Origin of the sequence: Flexithrix dorotheae DSM 6795 (assembly GCF_000379765.1) — a bacterium.
Lineage (GTDB): Bacteria > Bacteroidota > Bacteroidia > Cytophagales > Flammeovirgaceae > Flexithrix > Flexithrix dorotheae.
The window spans coordinates 208,164-232,230 of sequence record NZ_KB903431.1 but is presented as its reverse complement, the minus strand read 5'-3'; the positions used below and the strand labels follow the sequence as shown (position 1 = coordinate 232,230).

Here is a 24,067-nt window from a genome sequence, read left to right as displayed (position 1 = left end):
CAAAAGTACTGTCCTTGATAAAATCATGGTCCACCCAACCCTTTAAACATTAAAAACAAGTCCTTTAGAAGTAAACTTGGGGGTTTTAGAAGATTTTAGAGCGGTAATTAACGGGTATCATTATTTTTGGCCAATGAGATTTGTATGGCAACAACTTTTAATTTTCTGCTTTTCCTATCAGGTTGTATTGGCTCAACATCCCATAACCATCAACATGGATGAAAAAGATGGGCTGCCAGATGTTGACTTTTACAATATTTTAAGGGATCAAAATGATTTATTCTGGCTGGCTGCCCACAGTGGTTTGTTTCAATATAATGGGACTGACTTTAAAAAGATTGATTCAAAAAAACAAAAAGGTTTATCTGTATATAACCTGACAACAGATAGCTCCAACCGTGTTTGGTGCGTGAACCTTTATGGGCAGATTATGTATGCTCAAAATGATTCTCTCCACATTTTCAAAGATTTACATGAAGTATTAAAAGGTAACCTGGCAAATATTTTTATTGAGGGAAACGATTTGGCAGTGGTTTGGGAAGATGGAATTTTAATATTTGACATAGAAACCACAGCCCAAAAATTCTATAAAAAGATACACAAAATTGCCACTCAAAAGACAAATGATAAAATATATGTTTTGACACCGGAAGGGGTAATTTATACTTTAGACAAGGATTACAACTTAAAAAAACAGTATTCACTTAACAGCAGGCATATTAATGATTTAGGCGTATTTTTTACCTACCAACAAAATGTTTATCTGACCTATTGGGAAAACCAGCATAGACATTTTATCAATTTAACTTCAGGTTCCCCACTCAAGCCTCATTTATTCAAAGAGCTGGATGCCATAAAAATAATACAGGTAAAAGAAATAGATCAGCAACTTTGGTTTGCCACCAACAAAGGTGTTTTTGTTTATAAGAAAAATAATGAGGATAGCTGGCAATGCAATGCCCATTACCTTGCGAATGAAATTATCAGTGATATTTATAAAGATGTAGATGAAAACTACTGGTTTACCACACTGAATAATGGTATTTTTGTAATGCCTAACATTTTAATTGGCAAGTATAAAGACATTCCACTTACAGGTAATATTGCCTCCCTGGAAGCAATAGGTAACAATCTGGTAGCAGTTGGTACTACCCAGGGCAAGGTTTATTTTTTAAATACAAAAACAGAAGAAATTCAGGAAATTGTCCTTTCTCAACTCAAAACCGTAAACAATTTATTTTTCAATCCCTCCAGAAATGAACTATACATTAGTCTGAATGGCAGTTTGAGTTTTTGCTACGATTTTAACACCAATACCTTAAAAAAGGCAGGAAACAAATTTGCAATTTCGAAGGGTCTGGCCATTACCAAATCCGATATCGTTTACCTCACCTACAACCGGGCACATGTTTATCTAAATGCATTTACTGAAAAGGAAGAAATTAAACCCCTTGAAAAGAAAAGATCTTATTCAGTCCTTAGCGATTCTGCAAATAATCAGGTGTATTTAGGTTATATAGATGAATTGGTCAAATATGATAGTTTGTGGAAACCCACTCCCCTCACGGTTAATGGAGAGAACATACTTGTTAGTAAATTAAAGCAAACTGAAAATGGCGTAATTTGGGCTAATGTAAATCACATGGGTTTAGCCGCAATTCAGGGGGATAGTATTGAAATTAAATATAATTCAAAAGGAGGACTAATAGACAACAATTTAAGTCATATTGAAGTAGCTGGAAATAACCTTTGGTGTAGCTATAAAGGTTTCCTGCAATATATCAATACAGAAACCAACAAAATCACCACCATTAACAGGCAGGATGGCCTGGAAAATCTGATTACTGGTTTAGCTATTTCTGATAGTTTATTGATCTTTAGCTCCCGAAAAGAAGTATATGCTTTACCGATTTACAACGATTTATTATTCAAAAGAAGAAAAGTTCCTGAGGCTTATTTTACGAAGTTGGTTATTGGAAATACAGAGGCTAAACTCAAGGATAAATATGAACTTTCCCACGAAAAAAATTCCATTGCTTTTCACTTTCATGCAAACAGTTTTGAAACAGCCAAACACCTTAAATTTAAATATAAATTACATGGTTTTGATACCCAGTGGAGAACAACAGATTACGGCATTTCATCTGTAGAGTATAATAGTTTACCTGCGGGTAATTTCACTTTTGAAATTAAAACAATTTCTGCAAATGGCGAGCTCGAGAGTCCTGGGAAGAAAATAGAATTATTCATTCCGCTTCCATTTTGGAAAGAATTGTGGTTTACATTACTGTGTATTGTGGTGTATTTTGGTGCGCTCTATTTTTATTATCAGAAAAAAATGAAGAAGAAGGAAGAAGAGCAAAACCGAATGTTTGACAAGCTGGTACAGGAGAAAAAGTTTACTACCCTTAAACTCGAAAACCTGCGGTCTCAAATGAACCCGCATTTCATTTTTAATGCACTCAATTCCATACAAGAATACATTATAAGTAATCAAAAAAATCTGGCGAGTTCTTATCTGGTTAAGTTTTCCAGATTAATTAGAATTTATTTGCAGCATAGCCAGGTAAATGAGGTCACACTTTCCGCAGAATTGGAAGCACTTTCTTTGTACCTCGAACTGGAAAAAATTCGATTTGAAGAAGAACTTATTTACCATCTAGAAATTGCCGAAGGAGTAAATACAAGGCAAATAAAAGTTCCCTCTATCTTTATTCAACCTTATGTGGAAAATGCCATAAAGCACGGTTTGCTGCACAAAAAAAACAACAGACGCCTGGAAATAAAGTTTGAGTTAAGCGATAGCAAAACCAGGCTTTTGTGTCAAATAGAAGATAATGGGGTGGGCAGAGAAGCTGCTGAAAGAATTAAAAACCAAAACAATTTCCATCCTTCTTTTGCCACCAAAGCCAACCAGGAAAGAATTGATTTGTATAACTTAAATCGCTCCAACAAAATCAGTGTGGAAATTCATGATATTAAAGAAAATGATAAAGCCCTGGGAACTTTAGTACACATTAGTATTCCTATACAAAAACATTAGCCATGAGATCAATTATTATAGATGATGAAAAAAAGGCCAGAAGTCTTTTAAAAACAATGATTAAAGAGAATTGTACTTCAATAGATACAATTCTGGAAGCTTCTGATTTAAAACAGGGAGTGGAAATAATTAAACAGGAAAAACCAGACATTGTATTTTTAGATATCGAAATGCCCGAACAATTTGGATTACAAATTCTCGATTTCTTTGAGACTCCGGTAGATTTCCAGATCATTTTCACCACAGCTTATAATGAATACGCCATAGAAGCATTTAAGGTATCGGCCATAGATTATTTACTAAAACCCATTGATAATAAAGAACTTACAACAGCAGTTCGTAAAGCAGAAGAAGCACTCAGAAAACAAGAATTGGATAATCGTCTGGTAAGTTTGCAAAAAAACCTCAGGCAATTATCTGTGAATAAAATAGCCCTGGAAGTGCCTCGCGGATTTTTGTTTGTAAACCATGATGACATACTACTTTTAGAAGCTGATGGCATGTATACAAAAGTGTATTTGAAAAGTGGAGAAAGTAAATTAATAAGTAAACCTCTAAAATACTTTGCCGATCAGCTGGAGAATAAATCCTTGTTTTTTAAATGCCACCGGTCTTTTGTGATAAACCTCAAATATATTAAAGAACTCACGAATAATGATGCGGGCTTTATTGTTATGGAAAATAAAAAAGTAGTTCCTATTTCTAAATCCCGGAAACAAGAGTTTATCAAAGTTATTCAGGATGTGTTTTGGTAAACATTTCCAAAAATCACTTTAGAAGTAAATTAGCTTGTTTAGAAACTAAACCCAGCCACTCGGAAGATTCTAGAAACAGGCTGTTAGTTCCCCGGGTATTTTTGGTGCATTCACCAAATAAAAAATGCACATCATGAAAAAAACCAGTATTGCACGTTTAATCCTACTTTCTTTTTTAATCTCATTATTCTCCTGTTCGGATGACGAAGAAACGCCAGAGCCGGCTGCTGAAGATCTGATTAGTATTCCAGATGACAACTTTAAAAAAATCCTGGTTGCTGACCCAGCAATCAACTCGAATAAAGATGATGAGATTTCTAAATCTGAAGCTTCAGCCTTTACAGGAATAATTTCTGCACAAAACAGTTCAATTCAAGATGTTACAGGAATAGAGTACTTTACTAATGTTACCAGAATTAGCCTATTTAATAACCAAATAACATCAATAGATCTGTCAAAAAATACAAAAGTCACACAACTACTACTCGAATCAAACAACTTAACCAGTATTGATGTTTCTAATTTAACTCAATTAGTGGATTTCAAAGCCCATTCAAATAATCTAACCTCTGTAAATTTAGCCAATGGCAACAATTCGAACATGACAAGAATGCAACTTCAAGGGAATCCAGCTTTAAATTGCATAAAAGTAGATGCTTTGTCTGCACCGGCAGATGGTTGGGTGAAAGACGATAATGCAAGCTACAGTACTTCTTGTGAATAAAATAACAAACCGAAATAAAAACCCATACAAAGGGAGTTTTTACAAGCATTTTAACTACCCCAACTTAATCAACAATGAAGACAAAGCCCCCAGTATGCTCTTGGGGGCTTTTTTAATATATAAACCTCAAAAGTAATACTATCTCTTTCCTCCTTGAACAAGAGTTTATCAAAGTCATTCAGGATGTGTTTTGGTAAACATCTCCAAAAATCGCTTTAGAAATAAAACAGTTTGTTTAGAAACTAAAACCGACTACTCAGAAGATTTTAGCAACAAGGGGTGGCTTTCCTAAATACTTTTGGTGCATTCACAAAACAAATAACCCACACCTATGAAAAAAACCAGTATTGCACGTTTAATCCTACTATCTCTTTTAATCTCATTTTTCTCTTGTTCGGATGATGAAGAAACACCAGAACCGGTAACCGTCACCATGACCTTCAATGACTTTAGCATTACCATTCCCGAAAGTTTTGATGTGAGCAATCAGCAAATGGTAAAAATCTCTGATTACTTAAGTGTTGAAACATCTAACAGCACAGAGGCAAATGTAACTTATACTATTGTTTCTCAATCGGTACCTGATGCCATTAGTATCTCTGGTGAGTATCTGAAATTTAATCCAAATTTTCAATTGGATTTCGAAACCAATCCAGTCCTTACGGCCGAAATTAAAGCCACTGCTGGTGAGGTTTCCGAAACGGCTACCATCACCATTAACCTAACCGATGAATATGAGCCTGCATGGACAGTAACCACTATTTCAGTTTCTATAGATGAAAATCCGACTGAAACAAATATCGACACGATTAGGTTGGAAAATTACGATGCTTCAATTGATGGTGCCCTTACTTACACTCTTAGCAACCAAAGCCCCGATGGTGCACTGCAAATTGTTGATGACAGCATTATTGCGGTAAAAGATGCTGCCCTTTTCGATTACGAAACCAATCCAACCATTACAGCAACTCTTGAAGTTTCCAATGGTAATGGTTACAGCCAAACTGCTGAGGTAAGCATTGCCTTAAATGACAAGCACGAAGCTGCATGGACTATTGAAGATTTTGAGTACACCTTAGTTGAAAATCCAAATTCAAATGAAATGGAATATCTCGTGCTTGAAGGATATGATGTTGAAAAGGATGGTGCACTTACTTATGCTCTTTCAAATGAGTCTCCAGAAGGTGCACTGAAATTAGTTGAGCAAGATGGCGTAACCTATGTATATGTAAATGACGTTACACTTTTCGATTTTGAAACCAATCCAACAATCACTGCAACTGTTACAGCTACTGATGCTAATGGATACTCAAGCGCTGCAACTATTACCATTACACTGACTGATGTAATTGAACCAACCTGGACTATTGCCGATTTTGAGTTGACTATTGATGAAAACCCTGAAGATGGAGACGATTTAGGCCGAATTGAAATAATAGGTTTTGACTACGAGAAAGACCCTAAGAACCTTACCGTGCAATTGATAGAGGAATCGCCTGCGGGTGCAATAGAACTTCATCATTCAGAGAAAATTTTCTTGACTATAAAAGATCCATCTTTATTCGACTACGAAACCAACCCTACTATCACTGCGAAAATTCAAATTTCTGATGATAATGGATACACACAAACTGGTAATATCACGATTACTTTGAATGAAGTAACAAATGCAAGTTGGACCCTCGATGATTTTGAAATAACTATAGATGAAAACCCAAGCGAAAATGAATTGGGAAAATTAGTTTTACAAGGATATAATCCTGTAAGTGATGGCATGATTACTTATGCACTTTCAGAAGCATCTCCTTTAGCAGCATTAAAGTTGGTTAATGAATTTGGAGTAACTTATGTATATGTGAATGATGCGTCTTATTTCGATTACGAAACAAACCCTGTGATTACAGCAACAGTTACAGCAACTGATGCGAACGGATTCTCAAACTCAGGGACTATCACCATTACTTTGAATGATGTACTCGAAGCAGACTGGATATTAAGTGAATCTTTCACAGGTGCAATAGATGAAAACCCTGAATCAGGTGATTTAATAACTCAAGTAATGCTATTGGATTACGATGAAAGTGTTGATGGGGCATTGAACTACCAATTGAGCAACTTATCACATCCTAATGCTATAACGCTTTCTCCTTTTGGCGGCTTGTTTAATCTACTTGTAGATGATGCTTCTATATTTGATTACGAAACAAACCCTACTATAACTGGTACTGTTACAGTTACAGATGGCAATGGAGTATCTAAATCTTCAGATTTTACCATTAATGTAAATGATGTAGCTGAAAATGCATGGTTTGCTCCGGATATAAATTTTAGTGTAGCTGAAAACCAAGGTCAGTATTCCGTCCTAAATTATGTTAATATCCAGAATTTCGATCCATCTATACAAGGTTTTCCAAGTTTTGAATTTTTGTCTCAAAACCCAACTGGAGCGATGACCTTTAACCCAAATAACGGGGGTGCTATTCTAGTAAGCGATCCTGCGGCATTCGATTACGAAACAAGACAAGTTATTACCGGTCAGGTACTAATTACAATGGGAAATGGTGAGGTACAAACGTTAAGTGTTACGGTTAATTTAATAGACCAAAATGATTGATCATTGTAAATAAATCAAGTCTAATCTTAAAAAGCCGTCAATCTGGATTGACGGCTTTTTTTAACTTTCCAGTTATAATTTTAAAGCGCTAAACAAAAGCAAACTACAAAGTCAAACCTTTAACAATGATCCTTCCAACAGTATTGTAAAAGAGACTCCTGAAATGAAATTGAAACAACTATTGGAGGTAAAGGATTTATATAATTTCCTGGCTATTTCTTCCGGTAGAGTATCAGCCACAACCCAGGCAATTTCAGTATTGGTTTATCCTGGGTAAAGACAAAACCCAATTTTAATAGCTTAAGGTTTTGTAACCTGAACCACATTAGCACTGATAATTTTGTCCTTTTTATCAAATTCAATTGCAGTAATATTTACCTCCTCATACTTTAATAATTGGATTCTGGCCAAATATTTTCCAGACCTAAATTTTCGGATTTCTGATTGACCCGGAATTGAAACTTCAATTAGAGCTTCTGGGTTAAAAAGGGATTCCGCCTTATTCCTGGCTGGCATGACCACCTCATAGGGCGCCTCTTTATTGATAATAATATCAATGTAAGCATTAAGACTATCCATAATTTCTACCTGTTTTTTGGAAAGCTTTGATAAATCCGGGGATGTTTGCCCAAAACTGGAAGAAATGGAAAATATTAAAATAGATGATAAAATATACAGGAGTTTCATAATCTAAAAATTTAGTTCAAAAAATTCTTTGGTCTATCGATAAAGACTGAGTAAACCTGTTTTTGCCCATCATTTCATGTAAATAATTCTAAATATTGATATTTAATTCGAAATGCATTTCCAACAGGCTACAAACTCTCCTTAATTTTTTAACCCCAAATTCAAAGGAGAGGAATAGGCCAGAATAGTTAGATAAAACAAAAAATCACTGGGCTCGGAAAACTGTTGAATTATCAAGAAATAAAAACCAAATTTGACCAGCTTTTTACCCAATTCCAGTGCAGTTCTTTCTTTTCCTTTTTATCAATATGTAGTTTGTTATCAACACCTCTGATTCTGGTAATAATCAATTTCACTTTCCCCCTATTTTGATTAAATGATGATTTCTTTTTTCTTTAATTAAATCACTCATTAGATTTATGCCAAACACTAAAGGTTCGCCTTTATTAAACCTTTGTTCATATAATCCTGTCTTATGAAAAACCTATTTTTTTTAATCCTGGTTCTGTTATTCCTGGAAAGTTGTTCTGAAGAGAACCAGTCAGAAACTGAAATTCAATCAAAACCCAACATTGTTTTATTTCTGGTTGACGACATGGGTTGGCAGGATACATCAGTGCCTTTTTGGAATAAAAGGACCCCGTTCAATGACCGGTACCATACACCCAATATGGAAAGGCTCGCAGCAAAGGGAATGAAATTCACACAAGCCTACGCTACTCCGGTTTGTTCTCCCACACGTATCAGTTTAATGACTGGCATGAACGCAGCACGTCACCGGGTAACGAACTGGACTCTTCATAAAGATGCCTTGCAACCAATGGAAACCAACCATAAAGAATTAACTTTTCCCAGATGGAATGTTAATGGAGTAAGTCCCGTACCTTTGGATTTAGCAGTACATGCTGATGCATTGCCTGCCATGCTTCAGAAAGCTGGATACTTCACTATCCATTCCGGTAAAGCACATTTTGGGGCTATTGATACACCTGCAGAAGACCCAAAAGCCATTGGGTTTGATATAAACATTGCGGGCCATGCCGCTGGTGGACCAGGGAGTTATTTGGGTAAAAATAATTTTAGTGCTCAATGGCGTGGAGGCTCAGAAGTATGGGACATTCCTGGTCTTGAAAAATATCATGGGCAGGATATATTTCTAAGTGAAGCATTAACTATTGAAGCCAAAAGTGCCATGGATAGTGCAGTCAGTAAGAAAAAACCATTTTTTATGTATATGTCTCATTATGCAGTTCATACACCAATTGAAACAGATAAAAGGTTCTTTCAAAAATACCTGGATATGGGACTTGATGAAACAGAGGCTAAATATGCTGCTCTTGTAGAGGGTATGGATAAAAGTTTAGGTGATATTTTAGACTATTTGGAGGAGCGAAAACTGGCAGATAATACCATCATTCTGTTCATGTCGGATAATGGTGGATTAAGTGTACATGGAAGAGGAGGTGAACCTAATACACACAATAAACCTCTGTCCAGTGGAAAGGGGTCCATTCACGAAGGGGGAATCAGAACGCCCATGATAGTGAAATGGCCAGGTGTGGTTGCGCCCAATACCTCAAACGATAACTACCTGATTATTGAAGACTTCTACCCTACTATCCTGGAAATGGCCGGGGTTGAATCATACAATACCATTCAAACCATAGATGGAAAAAGCTTTTCAGCATTACTCGCCAATAATACTCCCGGGCAAACCCAGGACAGGCCTTTGTTCTGGCATTATCCAAATGAATGGGGGCCTAAAGGACCGGGAATTGGCGCATTTAGCGCAGTGCGTCTGGGGGATTGGAAACTGATATATTATCACCTGAATGAAGATTACGAATTGTTTAACCTCAAAAATGATATCGGAGAACTAAATAACAAAGCACACTCCAATCCTGAAAAAGTAAAAGCGCTGGCAGAAGTTTTGACTTCTTTTTTGAAGGAAGTAGACGCCCAATTTCCGATACATAAGTCAAGCGGAGAAAAAGTCTCCTTTCCATTGAATTGACATTCGGAAATACAGACTCCAGGGTATTTTTTGGAAAATATGAACCGTGTTAGTGGTACACATTACCGGAAAGGGAGTATTTATTGTAATTAGAAATCCCTGTAAGAGTATACCATTTTTAACATGAAAATAAAACGCTACTTTTTCTCTTTTTTTCTTATACTTAATTATTTGGTGAGCTATGGACAACAACTCCCTTCTGTAAAATTAAAACCATTTTTTCAGGAAGTTAAAACGGAAATTCAATTGCCTGAAGGTGCCGCACAAAATGTTTTAAAATTATTCAGCCTTCAAGATGAAATTATAGCAGTCACACCACAAGTACTTTACAAACACAAGCAAGGAAAATGGAAAGGAAAAACGGGCAACACAAAATATTTGTCCGCAGAAATTGATGCAAATGGTAACCTTTGGTTACTAACAGAAAGTTTTTTACAAAATGAAGACGGTTCGCTTAAAATTCCCCTGCCCGATCAGGTACAGGGAGATTCTGTTTTAAGTTTTTTCTGGGAGGGAAAAATTCTGCATACAGGCACACCAAATGGGATGTTTTCCTTTAAAGATGAAACCTGGGAAAAAGTAAAGGAAACAAATGGAAAAAGAGTAAATGCCATTGCCCAGGATCGAGAAGGCATTCTTTGGGTGGCCACAAATAAAGGTCTTTTAAAAAGAGTTCCAAAAGAATGGCAAAATCTGGATAAAATATTAATGGCTATTGGGACGGAAGAAAGGTATTTCGATCTTCATATTCCAAAGGGTACCAATGATTTAATATTTAGTGCCCCCTATTCTGTTGGATGTATTGCCAATGATGGCAACCATTGGATGTGGAGTGGAAAGCATGGCCTTCCCTATGGTCCGGTGACTACTATAAAATCATATAATGATATTTTATGGTTTGGCACAAATAAGGGAGTAGCCAAGAAAGATGATAAGTGGCATTATTACCAGGGAAAAAGATGGATACCTCATGACAAAATCAATGATATTCTCCCAATTGATGAACACACCACCTGGATTGCCACCCCTGAAGGCATCAGCCAGATTCAACAGGTGGAAATGAACCTGGAAGAAAAAGCTGCACATTATGAAAAAATAATTGCAGAAAGACATAATCGTTTGGGATTAATCAATTTTTCCCATCTTGATGTACCGGGAGACCTTTCTTCAAGCCGCACCGAAAATCAGGATAATGATGGATTATGGACATCCACTTATCTGGCAGCAGCGTGTTTTCGCTTTGCGGTCACTCAATCGGAAGAGGCGAAAAAAAATGCCATCCGCACTTTTGAAGCCGTGGAAAGGCTGGAAACGGTAACAGGAATTTCAGGCTTACCGGCCAGGTCATTTGCCCGGTCAACTGATTTAGTTAAGCAATCCCGTTCTCCTCATCCCAAAAAATGGCGACCTTCACCCAACAAAGACTGGCAATGGCTGGACGATTGCAGTTCAGACGAAATGGTGGGTCAAATATTTTCCGTAGCTTTATTTTATGACCTGGTGGCAGACAAGGAGATGAAAAAAAGGGTAAAAGCTCTGGTAAAGCGGATCATGGATCATATCATTGAAAACGATTTTCAACTGATCGATTATGATGGAAAGCCTACCAGATGGGGCATTTGGCAACCTGATTCACTAAACCATTCTAAAAACTGGGCTTATGAAAAAGGATTGTATTCGCTGGAATTGTTGTCTTTTCTGAAAGTAGCGGTTTACATCACAGGCGATCAAAAATATGAAGAGACTTACCGATATTTAATTGAAAACCATCATTACGCAGAAAATACAGTTGAAGCCAAAATTTATGGCCCTTATGAAAACGGTTTTTCTGATGACATACTGACTTATTTACCTTATTACAGTTTATCCTCTTATGCCAGAGACGATCAGTATTGGCCATATTTCAAAAAAAGTATTGAGCGCACCTGGAGAGTTTGCCAACCCGACAGAATGCCCACCTGGAATGTAATCGCCAGTATTTTCCTTCAGAAAGACTGTGACCTTGAAATTGCCAAAGAGGAATTGGAGCTTTTTCCCTTAGATTTGATTGACTGGAATATGACCAATAGCCATCGTTGGGATCTGGTAGAAAATGACTTGGTAGGAAGAGGAGGACAACGACAAGCCAACAATCCAATTCCAACACCTGAATCAAGAATATTCAGATGGAATACCAATCCTTATCAGTTCGATAGCGGAGTAAACGGTAGCCGGGAGGTTTCCGGAACATACTTTCTTTTAACCTACTGGATGGCGAGATACCATCATTTATTTAAGTAGTTCCAAATCACTCAAAAGTCCTTAAATAATTTATTAATTCCTTATTAGCTTTGGCCATGAGCTGTAGTTTCAGTTAAGGAAATTTTTTAATTAAACTAACAAAATGAAAAAATCATTAATTGCTATATTATGCTATTTATCCACCGGATTTGCATTATTTGCCCAAACCACTGAAAAGCCAAAACTGTTAGTGGGAATTGTAGTGGATCAAATGCGGGCTGAATACTTGTACAGGTTCAGGGGGAACTTTGGTGCTGGAGGATTTAACAGGTTAATGGGGGAAGGTTTCAACAGTAAAAACACCCATTATAATTATGTTCCTACCTATACCGGTCCCGGACATGCATCCATATATTCCGGAACTACTCCCAGAAACCATGGAATAGTGGCAAATGACTGGTACAGCAGAGACTTAAAAAGAACTGTGTATTGTGCTGAAGACACCTCAGTGAGACTGGTTGACAACAAGGGAATCGCATCTGATAAATTTGATTCATTCTCCCGCTCGCCTAAAAATCTCCTCACTACTGCATTTGCCGATGAACTGAAATTGTTCACCAATTCCCGCTCAAAAGTAATCGGAATTTCTTTAAAAGACAGAGGTGCTATTTTTCCAGCCGGCCATATGGCCGATCATGCTTTTTGGTATAATTCGCATACCGGAGATTTCATTTCGAGCTCCTATTACGGTGAAAAACTGCCTGATTGGTTAATTGAATTTAATCAAAGAAAGGTAGCTGATTCATTGCTTAACCTGAAGTGGGAGCCCTTATTAGCAGATGAAAAATACACAAATAGTAATCCTGATAACAGCCCATATGAAAAAATATATAAAGGCCGAAAAGATTCCGTATTTCCCTACAACCTGAAAAAACTGAGAAAAGAAAATGGAAATTTTTCGCTCATTTCGGAAGTACCTTACGGAAATAACCTACTTACACAATTAGCCTACTCCGCCATTAAAGGCGAAAAACTGGGAAAAGGTCCCGAAACGGATATGCTGACCATTAGTTTTTCAAGTACTGATTATGTAGGTCATAATTTTGGAATTCGTGCCAAAGAACTGGAAGACACCTATATTAGACTCGACAGGGATATGGAAGCGCTTTTATCCTTCCTGGATAAGGAAATAGGGAAAGGTAATTACCTTTTATTTTTAACAGCCGATCATGCCGGAAGTGACAATCCCGAATTCTTAAATGAAAATAATCTTCCCGGAGGTTTTTATGCTACCCATCAATTAAAAAAAGATATTGACCAGCATTTATCCACTAAATTTAAGGAACAAAAGTATGTTTCTTTCTCGGACGGTACCCAGGTCTATTTTGATCAAAAGCTGGTTGGGCAAAACAGAGAACTGGTAGAGGAAGCTGGAGCTTTCCTGCAAAATTATGAAGGAGTAAAAGAAGTTTTCATACCTTCCGTGATGTCTAACAGTGAGGATAACCGGTTGATCTCACTAATGAGCAATGGTTACAATTACAATAATTCAGGAGATATAATTTTGCAATTTTATTCAGGCTGGATGGGTGAAAGACGTTATGGGACCACCCACGGGACAGGTTACATTGCAGATACTCACGTGCCACTATTATGGTATGGCTGGAATATCCCTCATGGGGAAACAAGCCAGCCCTATGCCATTACCCAAATAGTCCCTACCCTGTCCATGATACTAAATATCCCATTGCCGGATGATGCTGATATTCAACCCATTTCGGAATTGTTAAAAGATAAATGATCACTTCATGTTTTTCCTGAAAAACACTCAGGATGGGAAATATTACGCTGGTGCTCCAGGGTAATATTTCCCAATTTGTTTTCCATCGGTATACCCATTAAAAAGTCCAGAAAGCCCTTCCCAATAAGGTAATTTCTGCTTTACATTCCAATAGAGGACTTTACTTTTGGCTCACTTCATTTCTGTAAAATAATCAGGTTTTGCTGCTACCCTGTTGTTTTGCTTTTCAATCTCTTCCAGCAATTCTTTTACAATTTCAGGGTGTTTTGCAGCTACATTATATTTTTCAGAAGGATCGGTATCCACATTAAATAAAAGAGGAATCTCCCCATTAAAATAATCAATTTTTAACTGGCTGTAAGTTTTGATATGCAATTTCCAGGACCCTTTTCTAACTGCAAATATCTCCTGATTGAATCCATAATAAAAAAATGACTTTGGTGCTACAACCATTTTTTTATTTGGGAAAAGGTAACCGGAAATATCCTTTCCATCAATAATTCTATCTGTGGGCATATTTATCCCGGCCAAACCAAGGAAAGTAACATATAAGTCTAATGTGCTTGTCAACTGACTATTCACTGAATTTGGTTGAATTTTTCCAGGCCAAAAAGCTACTGAGGGCACACGCATTCCGCCTTCCCAGGTGCTGCCTTTTCCATCTCGTAACAAGCCGGCAGAACCCCCTTCATCATTTTTGATTAACCAGGGGCCATTATCACTGGTAAACCAGATCAGGGTATTTTCCGCCACTCCGGCTTTTTTTACTGCTTTAATGATTTCTCCCACACTCCAATCAATTTCTTCAACAACATCCCCATATTTCCCTCTTTGAGATTTGCCTGCAAATTGCTCCCCGGGGTGCAAAGGAACATGTGGCATGGCATAAGGCATATAAACAAAAAATGGTTTCTTTTTATTCTGTTGTATAAATTCTATGGCTTTTTGGGTATACAGACCAGTCAATTTTCGTTGATCAGGGTCCAGCTCCAGGGTATCATTTCCAGAAAGCAAAGGAATGGAAGGCCATTTAGGAGGAATCATATCATTGCTATAAGGGAAGCCAATATATTCATCAAAACCATTTTGCAAGGGCAGGTATTCCTTTTTAGTGCTTCCCAAATGCCATTTCCCAAACATTCCAGTAGTGTATCCTTTTTCCTTTAATGCCTCAGCCATGGTGAATTCTTTCGGATGAATTCCTTTTTCGGATTTAGGATATAATACCCAGCCAAACCCTGACATTACAGGGAAACGTCCGGTCAGAAGAGAATACCTGCTGGCTGTACAGGCAGGAGAACCCGTGTAAAAACTGGTAAATTTCATACCCTCTCCAGCCATTTTGTCAATGTTGGGGGTTTTAATTGTAGGATGACCATATGAACCAATATCTCCATAACCCAAATCATCACAAAACAAAATGATGAAATTGGGCAGATCATTTTTATGTTTGTCTTGACCAAATAGCTGGTTGCAAAAAATAAATATAAAAATGAATAGAAAGTAATTATATCTTGTTGGTCTTTGTATGTATTTCACTTGATTTTTTTTTGATTAACTAATTGCGATTTGATTAAAACTTTCTGGAAACCCTTAATTTCCAATTATCTATTTTTTGGAAAACTTATTTTTTCATCCTGAGAGACACCTGAACATTAAAAGTAGTCCCGTCTGTTTTTTTATTGGCTGGTTCTATAGAACTGGCTAAATAAACTGCCTGTGGATTTCCATTTTCATCCACTAATATTTGTGGTCTTTCCAGCCTGTCAACTTTTACTTTTTCTCCATTAGATAAAGTAAGTTCCTTTTTCATGAATAAAGCATTTCCCGGCTTTTCCCATTTAATTCCGTCCACTGATTGCAGCATGGCCAATCCAGGTTCCTGGCCGGTAATCTTGCCTGAAAAATCCTTGAATACCGCATAGAAACATTTATTTCCTTTGTGATACCAGACATAAGGATCTTCTGCACTGGCAATTTTTCCATCCTCTGTCCGCATATCAAATACATGGTTATCAAGTGGTTGAAATGGACCTGTAGGAGAATCGGAGATTGCCACTCCATGAACACCCCGCCAATTTGGATCATAAATATTTCCCTTGAAATAAAGCAGGTATTTTTTATCATTTGGTCTATAAACTACTGATGGATTTACTACAATGAGATTATCTGGTTTGGCAATTGTTCCGGGAGGAGAAGGATTCACTACATTGTCTTTTTTTACCCTCGTCCGGGGACTAAGTAAGGGTTGTTTGGGACGGTTAAATTTCCCTTGAAGCAAATCTTTAAAAGAGTCAAATTCAATTACCCCAATGTGTTGGGATTGCTGCACCCGATTCCGCTTATTCAGCCCGGCACCCTGACTCCCTGCGGGTTGTACCCCAGGATCCCTGGCCCCAATATAATACAAATAATAGCGGTCATTAAATTTTTTTATATGGGGATTATGAACCATTTGTGCATCCCAGGCAGTTGAATCTCCTTCATGCGTTCTGCCTTTCAATACTATTTTTTGGGGAATAAAATTTTTGTCGGGGTAATCAGAAACTGCATAAGCAATTTTTGAATGTAACACCCAGCTATTGCTAAAGGCAGGCCAGTCATTTCCGGCTTCCCAGGTAGCATAAAGCATATGGAAACGGCCATCGTCCCCTTCAACCACACTTCCTCCCCAAACAAAGTAATCCGGTACTTCCAATATGGAAGATCCCTGCAAAACAGGTGTACCATTGATACTTCCTACACGGGCATCTATAGCCTGGGGAGAAATGCTTATGGTTTTATTTTGACAACCTGGGAATAAAACACTTCCCCAAATTAATAAAGCAATTATAATAGTATTGGTGTTCATGTATTTTTATGAGTTGATCGCAGATAATTATTTATTGCAAATATTTTTATTCTATCAGCACCGAAGACTCTTTTTCCTGAATATCCTTCAGCATGTCCGAAAGTTCATTTACCTTATCAGGAAATTGATGATAAAGATTAACTTCTTCATTCAAATCCTCCTTTAAATTATACAATTGGCCTGCAGTTTCTATTCCAAATCCCTGAGGATATTTTGAATCACTAAAACCACCCGATTTATTGGAAAGGATTAGTTTCCAATCTCCTTTTCTTATGGCAAAAACTCCAGCACCTGAATGATGCACAAGTGCACGTTTTTTTAGCTCCGGATGATCTTTTCCATACAACAATGGTAAGATATTCTCGCTATCTTCTCCTGCATTTTCTGGCAAATGGTAACCGGTTAAATCAGCAATAGTGGCCATCAAATCCATGGAGCAAATGGTATTATTATTCGTCAGCCCATTTGGTATTTCCTTACCCCACGAAACAATAAATGGAACTCTGTGTCCTCCTTCCCAAATATCAGCCTTTAAACCCCGTAAGTCCCCGTTGGCTTTATGCCCGTACTTTTCAATAACTGAACCTGTAGGACCACTGTAATTCGTCCCATCTCTTGCAGGTGAGCCATTATCACTTGTGAAAATAACCAGGGTATTCTCTGATAAATGATTTCTTTCCAATGCCTCCAAAATTTGGCCTACAGTCCAATCGACCTGCATTACATAATCTCCATAAAGCCCTGCTCCACTTTTGTTTGTAAACTGCCCGGTTGGGGCAATTGGGGTATGTGGAGCAGTAAGGGCAAAATAAAGAAAGAAGGGATTGTCTTTGTTTTGTGAGGCCTTTTCAATCTCTTTTACTGCTTTTTCGGTAATTGCCGGCATTACCTGTGCTAACTTCCAGTTCGAAGCCATCTTACCTTTGTGGCCAAATAAACTATCTGGTTTCTGGATAGTCGGTACTGCAGAGACTTTTTCATTTTCAATAAATGTATATGGAGGATAATTGGGAACATCATCTCCAAAATAATAATCAAAACCACAGTTTAACGGTCCTCCTGTAATTCCACTTGAATAATCCACATTTTCACCATTACTTTTCATCACAGCAAGCGAATCCCGACCAGGCCAATTCCACCCTAAATGCCATTTGCCAACCGCTGTTGTATAATATCCTTGTTTTTTAAGCAATGTTGGCAGGGTTAGTCGGTCAGTTTCAATAAGTGGAGCTTCCCAGGGCTTTAAAACCCACTTTTTTAATTTTGTTCGCCAGGAATATCTGCCCGTAAGAATGCTATAACGGGTTGGAGTGCACACCGCAGAGGAAGAATGAGCATCTGTAAAACGGATTCCCTGCGCAGCCAGTTTATCTATATGATTTGTTTTAAAAATTGGATTTTCATTATAACAGGATAAATCCCCATATCCAAGATCATCTGCCAGAATTACAATGATATTTGGCCTTTTGTGATCTTTTGGCTTTTGGCATGCAAAAAAGATCAAATGAATGAATAAATAGGTGAACAGAAATTGAATCTTCATTTTTATTTTAATTTTCACTAATAGAAATTACCTTAAACCGGCCAATCCTTCATCACTCTTTCATATTCTTTTTGCCCTTCTGGGGTAAAATATGGGGTTAATAATGCCCAAATATGTCTGACCATTTCTCCGGTTTCCGTAGATTGGAAACTACTCAGAATTTCTTTTTGTGGTAACCAAAAAGTAATGATTATTCTAATGTGATGCTGGAGTCTGGAATATTCTTTTTGTGATTTTTCCTGAATAAAACCCTCCTGAATAAATTCTTTGAAAAGGTCTTCCATCTGCTTTTTTCTCAGTTGGATAGTTTCTTCTAAAAGGCGACTCAGTTGAGGAAAAGAGCGGGAAATTTCCAAAACATCCAGGTTGAAGAATCTGTATTTTAGATTGAATTCATCCAGGTGTTTTAGCAAGCGTTGAAAATGTTCGAAAGAGGAAGTAAAATCAATCCTGGAATTGTAGGATTCTGACATTTCGGTTCGCATCTGTTCATAGATGGCAATCATTAAAGCCTCTTTGGTTTTATAATGGTAATCAAGGTTCCCATGACTGATACCCAACTTTGCAGCAATATGCCTGCTGGTAATATTTTGGGCTCCCTGCTCATTGAATAGTTCAATTGATGTTTGAATAATTTTTTGTTTGGTACTGAGTTTCTTAGTTTTCTGCATTTTTTTTGTGAAAAAACTGGTCGCCTTTATTGCTATAAAATTTAACTTAAAGCAATAAAGACGACCAAAATCCAATGGAAATTAAAATCTAAATTTAATCCCAATTAGGGGTTTGAACCAAATTAGGGTTCAGGGAAATCTCATTAATTGGAATTGGAAAATAGTAATTTTTAGCCTCATCGAAGGAATATACATTGTTAGAGAAAATATATCCTTCATCATTCAGGTAAATATCCTGCCCAATTTCATAGGAATTAGCATCCGCAATATCCTCATCATTAAACTTTAGGCCTAATACAGGCTCCGCCAGTTTACTTCCCTCCTTCCATCGCATCAGGTCATCATACCGGAAACCTTCAAAAGCTAATTCCACCCTTCTCTCTCTGCGAATCTCCCGGATAACTGTACCCTGATCCAAAGTCATTTCCGCCACACCGGCTTTTGATCGTAGTAAATTAATAGTATTGTCCACATCAGTTTGACTAATTGAACCTAATTCGGCTTTTGCTTCTGCATAAATCAACAAAACTTCGGCATACCTGATTAATGGTGCATCAATAAATGCCCTGTCCCATGCCTGGATATCCTGTTCTTCATTGAAAAACTTCACAATCTGATAACCAGAAGGTGAAGCCGTCTCTACAATGGAGATGGGGCTTGAATTTAAGTACAATTTCTCTCCTATAAAATAAGTATTTGGAAGGGCAAAAGTATTGCTAAGTCTGAGGTCACGGTTAGCAAATTCATTACTTAAATTATCATCACCTAAATACAATGCGCTTTCCTCAATAGAAAGTCCATCCGTACATAAGTAATCCTCAATCAGACTTTTAGCACCGCTAAATTGAGCACCGTCCACATGGGTAAGAATATTGGATACATTGTGGTAAAGCTGAAACTCATCACCATAGTCCCGGAAAAACACCACTTCCTGATTTCCTTTAAGGTTGATATTGGCAAAAAGCGCATTATAGCTTTTTGAATCATCGATCAAATATCTTCCACTGTTAATGACATTCTCTGCAGCTAATTTAGCTTCTTCCAGATAGCTGGTTTCGTCTCCAAGACCATGGTATTTTCTAAATGTCCCTTCGTGTAACATGATTCGGGCCATATAGGCCATGGCTACATATTTGTCGAAACGATTAACTTCCGCTTCGGTTTCCATCCATTCCACTGCAAATTCCAGGTCTGCTTTAATGAAAGCCAGAATTTCATCACGGGTGGCTTGTGGTTGATACAATAGTTCATCATCTTCAGACAGCACATGGTCTACCAGAGGGAGCCTTCCATAGAGTTTAACTTTGTCATAATAATCTAGTGCTCTCAGCAATCTGGCCTCAGCGATATACTTGTTTTTTATGCTGGCATCAATATCTGCGGCTTCACTATTTTCCAGCATTTGATTGATATTCCTAATCAGAGCCCAGTTCCAATTACTTCGGCCAGGCTGATTCACAGAATGAATACCCAATCTTACATCTCCCGGATTTTGAACAAAAGCATTGTCACTTAAATTATCATCCGTAAGGATTCCCGCATTAAAACCACCCCGACCAAAGCCCTTGCTATTAAAGTATTGGGCGTATAGTTGATTGTTGTAAGTTTTTAAATCGGAAGCGTTATTCCAAAAAATGTCATCGTTGATTTGAGTTTTAGGATTTAAGTCTAAAAACTCATCATTGCATCCAGCCAATAATCCAAAGCAGATGCAGGAAATTAAGTATATTTTTATATTGTTCATGATATTCTTTTTTTAGTATGATGAATTAAAATCCTACTGTTAACCCAAAGGATACTCTTTTGGAAAGTGGATATAATTTTCCTGACTGGGATCCGCCATTACCAAATGAAGTATTTCCCAATGCCCCCTGGTCAGGAGATAAAGTTTCCGGATCAAAGTTCTCATTGAGTTTGGTAAATGTCAGGAGGTTTTCGCCAGAAAAATAAACCCGAAGATTTCCTACACCAATTTTTTCAAGTGTACTGGCTGGGATGGAATACCCAATGGTTAAGTTTTTTAACCGAAGGTAACTCGCATCTTGCAAATATCGGGTTTGCACATTGGTATTTCTGCCAACTACCCCAGCCTGGCTTGGTCTGAAATAATAGGCATCTGTGTTTGCAGGAAGACCATCACTACCATCACTCCAGGTATTTTCATACAGATAATCCGTCACTACTACGTTTCCGTAATTTCCTACACCACCAAACATGAGTGGGCCATCAAGCCAGTAATCTCTTTTTCCAACACCCTGGAAAAATATACCCAGATCAAAACCTTTCCAGTCGAATCCACTTCTAATTCCATATAAATATCTTGGGGAAGAATTACCAATTATTTTTCTATCTCCAGGATTTTCTACCGTATTTTCCCCAATATTTATAGCATTATCATTATTTAGATCGGCATAACGAACATCCCCAGGGGCAACCAGATTGCCGGCACCCAAAGGAGTTTGGTCAGCTGCAGCATCAATTTCATCCTGGCTTTGAAATAAACCCATTGTTTCATAACCCCATAATTCTCCAATAGTTTGTCCTTCATAATAACTTCTTGCTAAAGACTTAGTAGGGTTATCAAATCTGGTAATCTCTCCTTTTGAATCAGATAAAACTACATTAAAGTTATATTTAAAATCTGTACCAATTTGGTCATTCCAGCCAATAGAAAACTCCCAACCTTTCACCTCAAGGTCGGCCGCATTTTTTTGTGGAGCTGTGGCACCATAAACACCTGGCAAAGCATCCCCGGATACCAGCATGTTTTCTGTTACCCTTTTGTAGATATCAAAAGTAGCATCCAATCGACCCTCCAGAATCATGACATCCACCCCAAAGTTGGTGGTCGATACCGTTTCCCATGTTCTATTGGCACCAAGTGGATTCCCGGGAGTGATTCCCAATGGTCTTGTGCCATCAAATGCCCAGTTTACCTGACTAATGGTATTATATCCAACCATTGGATATAGTACACTTGAATTTTGATTACCCAAAGAACCATAAGAACCTCTCAGCTTCAACAAGTTGATAATTTTCACATTTTGCATGAAATTTTCATCAGAAAGTCTCCATCCCGCAGAAACTGAAGGGAAGAAACCAAACCGGTCTTCTTTGCTGAATCTTGAAGAACCATCATATCGCCCGTTAACTTCCAATAAATATTTACCCATGAAGCTATAATTCAGTCTGGCAAATCCACTTCTTAAGGCCCAGTCCTGATAATTATCGGAAATAATGGGGTCTCCTAGCGTATTGGAAATGGAAATGACATCATAACTGATCAGGTCCGTATTGTAAATATTGTCGGTGCCAAAAGTGGCCTTTTCCTGGTTAAAACCTAATGTAGCGCTTAAAGAATGACCATTTTGCCAGTCTTTTTCATATTTGCCATAAACATCAAAGGCATAATAGTTGTCAATTTCGTTAATCTTTCGAATATAAGAAGGTCCTCCATCCGTACGGACATCCAGGTTGCCCCAAGGAATAACAGACTCAAATTCAACATTATTGGAAACCGTTTGTCTAACACGAGGGTTATAGGTAAAATTGGAAAATACCTTGAAGTTTCCAAACTTCATTTCCAATCCAGCCTTTGTATTCAGGTTGTAATTCAAAACTTTATTTCTGCCTCCCTGCTCCAAAGTCGCTACCGGATTCATCCTGATGAAGGTAGGATATGGCACTCCTTCTATGTCAAAGGTAGGTGTAAGAGTAGGTCTGGCTCTCCAAACTGTATGAAAAATGGATGGACCATGCCCTGGAGGCAGGTTGTGTAAATCATTCTCTGCCCGGGCAAAGTTCACCTGAAATCTGGCTGTTAACCAATTATTTAAATCTGTACTCAGATTGGTATTAAAATTATATCTTTTATAGGAATCATTCCCAATTTTTACCACACCATCATTTTTAGTATAAGCAAAAGAAGCTCGGTAAGCACTCTTTTCAGTACCCCCTGAAATGCTGATATTATGGTTTTGCCCAGGGGCTGCATCTGCAAATACTAAATCTGCCCAGTTGGTATTGGCATGTTCGTAATAGGCATTTCCCGCTGGCTTTAGCGTATAGTCATTTGTGATTCTCCCCTCTACTCTATCCTGGATTAATCCTAAATGTTCCGCATTGAAAATAGCACTGGCATTTGTGCTACTTACCATACTGTTTACATACTGAGCATATCGGTAACTGTTGGATTTTTCCGGTAAAATGGTAGGTTGTGCCACAAAATAATTACCCGAATAGGAAATTTTTGGTTTGGCTGTTTTACTCCCTTTTTTTGTAGTAACCAAAATAACCCCAAAAGCAGCTCTGGCTCCGTAAATTGAGGCGGAAGCAGCATCTTTCAATACCGTTATACTTTCTATATCCTGAGGGTTTATAGAATTGATATCCATTTGAGCTCCATCTATCAACACTAACGGACTTCCTCCATTAATACTGGTGGCTCCCCTGATATTAATACTGGCTCCGCTACCAGGAGCTCCATTTGCAGGAGTAATATTTAAACCGGGTACAACCCCCTGTAATCCATCGGTTACATTCACCACGGGTCTGTTTTCTAATACATCCCCCTTGGTGACACCAACAGCACCAGTTAAATTTCCTTTCTTTTGAGTACCGTAACCGACAACAACAACTTCATCTAATTGCTCCATATCTGGTACAAGCGCAATATTCAGGTTGGTTTTACTCCCTAATTCAACTTCCTGGGTCTGGAAACCAATAAAACTGAATTGCAGTGTGCTATTTTCCGGAGCACTTAATGTAAAATTTCCATCCAAATTAGTGGTCGTTCCAGTATTGGTTCCTTTTATTAAAATACTAACACCTGGCAGGGGATCTCCATCTTCCTCAGAAGTGACCTGACCTGATATTTTAATGGGGTTTGCACTTTGTTGTGCAAGTAGATTTTTACTGTTTAAAAGGACTAATAGTGAAAGCATGCCAATATACAGACACAGCCGGAAGGAAAATCTTCCTCCTCTTAATCCCTTATTACTTTCAAGCATTGAGTAGCAATTATGAATCATAAGATAAATTTTTGTTGTTTAAAAAAAATTGTACAGGATGTTAAACCAATCTAAAATTTCATTCCAGACATGATATTGTTGAATTATGAGGTATGATAATTAGGGCTTTTGCAC

The 24,067-nt window shown here is 37.6% G+C and carries 14 protein-coding genes; 7 read left to right on the top strand and 7 right to left on the bottom strand.

Features of this window, described 5'->3' with window-relative positions; translation table 11 throughout:
- Positions 1–133: 133 nt before the first annotated feature.
- From A3EM_RS0104820 to A3EM_RS0104805, 4 genes are all read left to right on the top strand, one after another.
- On the top strand, positions 134–3,043 hold the full coding sequence (locus A3EM_RS0104820; protein WP_020527044.1) for a sensor histidine kinase: 2,910 nt from the start codon (positions 134–136) through the stop codon (positions 3,041–3,043).
- A gap of 2 nt (positions 3,044–3,045) precedes the next feature.
- Entirely contained in the window at positions 3,046–3,798 is a 753-nt protein-coding gene (locus A3EM_RS0104815) for a LytR/AlgR family response regulator transcription factor (RefSeq protein WP_020527043.1), read from the top strand.
- Positions 3,799–3,931: 133 nt separating this feature from the next.
- Positions 3,932–4,522 (top strand): leucine-rich repeat domain-containing protein, encoded by a 591-nt coding sequence (locus A3EM_RS0104810; RefSeq protein ID WP_020527042.1) that lies wholly within the window; start codon positions 3,932–3,934, stop codon positions 4,520–4,522.
- A 331-nt stretch (positions 4,523–4,853) separates the two neighbouring features.
- The gene (locus A3EM_RS0104805) at positions 4,854–7,136 is read left to right on the top strand and encodes a cadherin repeat domain-containing protein (protein WP_020527041.1); all 2,283 of its coding nucleotides are present in this window, start codon (positions 4,854–4,856) and stop codon (positions 7,134–7,136) included.
- A 300-nt stretch (positions 7,137–7,436) separates the two neighbouring features.
- On the opposite strand, the gene A3EM_RS0104795 is transcribed toward A3EM_RS0104805, so the two are convergent.
- On the bottom strand, positions 7,437–7,823 hold the full coding sequence (locus A3EM_RS0104795; RefSeq protein WP_020527039.1) for a hypothetical protein: 387 nt from the start codon (positions 7,821–7,823) through the stop codon (positions 7,437–7,439).
- Positions 7,824–8,298: 475 nt separating this feature from the next.
- Between A3EM_RS0104795 and A3EM_RS0104785 the strand changes: the two genes are divergently transcribed.
- The 3 genes from A3EM_RS0104785 to pafA all read left to right on the top strand — a co-directional run bounded on the left by A3EM_RS0104785 (position 8,299) and on the right by pafA (position 13,858).
- Positions 8,299–9,837: a sulfatase gene (locus A3EM_RS0104785; RefSeq protein WP_020527037.1), complete on the top strand. Its 1,539-nt coding sequence runs from the start codon at positions 8,299–8,301 to the stop codon at positions 9,835–9,837.
- A 123-nt stretch (positions 9,838–9,960) separates the two neighbouring features.
- Complete coding sequence (locus A3EM_RS0104780; protein ID WP_020527036.1) at positions 9,961–12,117, top strand: two-component regulator propeller domain-containing protein; 2,157 nt, start codon at positions 9,961–9,963, stop codon at positions 12,115–12,117.
- A 103-nt stretch (positions 12,118–12,220) separates the two neighbouring features.
- Complete coding sequence (gene pafA, locus A3EM_RS0104775; RefSeq protein WP_020527035.1) at positions 12,221–13,858, top strand: alkaline phosphatase PafA; 1,638 nt, start codon at positions 12,221–12,223, stop codon at positions 13,856–13,858.
- A gap of 171 nt (positions 13,859–14,029) precedes the next feature.
- Here pafA and A3EM_RS41560 read toward each other — a convergent pair whose 3' ends face one another.
- From A3EM_RS41560 to A3EM_RS0104740, 6 genes are all read right to left on the bottom strand, one after another.
- Positions 14,030–15,397, bottom strand: a complete 1,368-nt coding sequence (locus A3EM_RS41560) for a sulfatase family protein (RefSeq protein WP_211211941.1) — start codon at positions 15,395–15,397, stop codon at positions 14,030–14,032.
- An 85-nt stretch (positions 15,398–15,482) separates the two neighbouring features.
- Positions 15,483–16,709 carry a glycoside hydrolase family protein gene (locus A3EM_RS0104760; protein ID WP_020527032.1) on the bottom strand — a complete coding sequence of 409 codons (1,227 nt, stop codon included), beginning with the start codon at positions 16,707–16,709 and terminating at the stop codon, positions 15,483–15,485.
- Between the two features lie 46 nt (positions 16,710–16,755).
- Positions 16,756–18,252, bottom strand: coding sequence for a sulfatase family protein (locus tag A3EM_RS0104755; protein ID WP_020527031.1), 1,497 nt, complete (start codon positions 18,250–18,252; stop codon positions 16,756–16,758).
- A 32-nt stretch (positions 18,253–18,284) separates the two neighbouring features.
- Positions 18,285–18,923: a TetR/AcrR family transcriptional regulator gene (locus tag A3EM_RS0104750; protein ID WP_020527030.1), complete on the bottom strand. Its 639-nt coding sequence runs from the start codon at positions 18,921–18,923 to the stop codon at positions 18,285–18,287.
- Between the two features lie 94 nt (positions 18,924–19,017).
- On the bottom strand, positions 19,018–20,667 hold the full coding sequence (locus A3EM_RS0104745) for a RagB/SusD family nutrient uptake outer membrane protein (protein WP_020527029.1): 1,650 nt from the start codon (positions 20,665–20,667) through the stop codon (positions 19,018–19,020).
- A gap of 25 nt (positions 20,668–20,692) precedes the next feature.
- Positions 20,693–23,932: a SusC/RagA family TonB-linked outer membrane protein gene (locus A3EM_RS0104740; protein ID WP_020527028.1), complete on the bottom strand. Its 3,240-nt coding sequence runs from the start codon at positions 23,930–23,932 to the stop codon at positions 20,693–20,695.
- Positions 23,933–24,067: the final 135 nt, after the last annotated feature.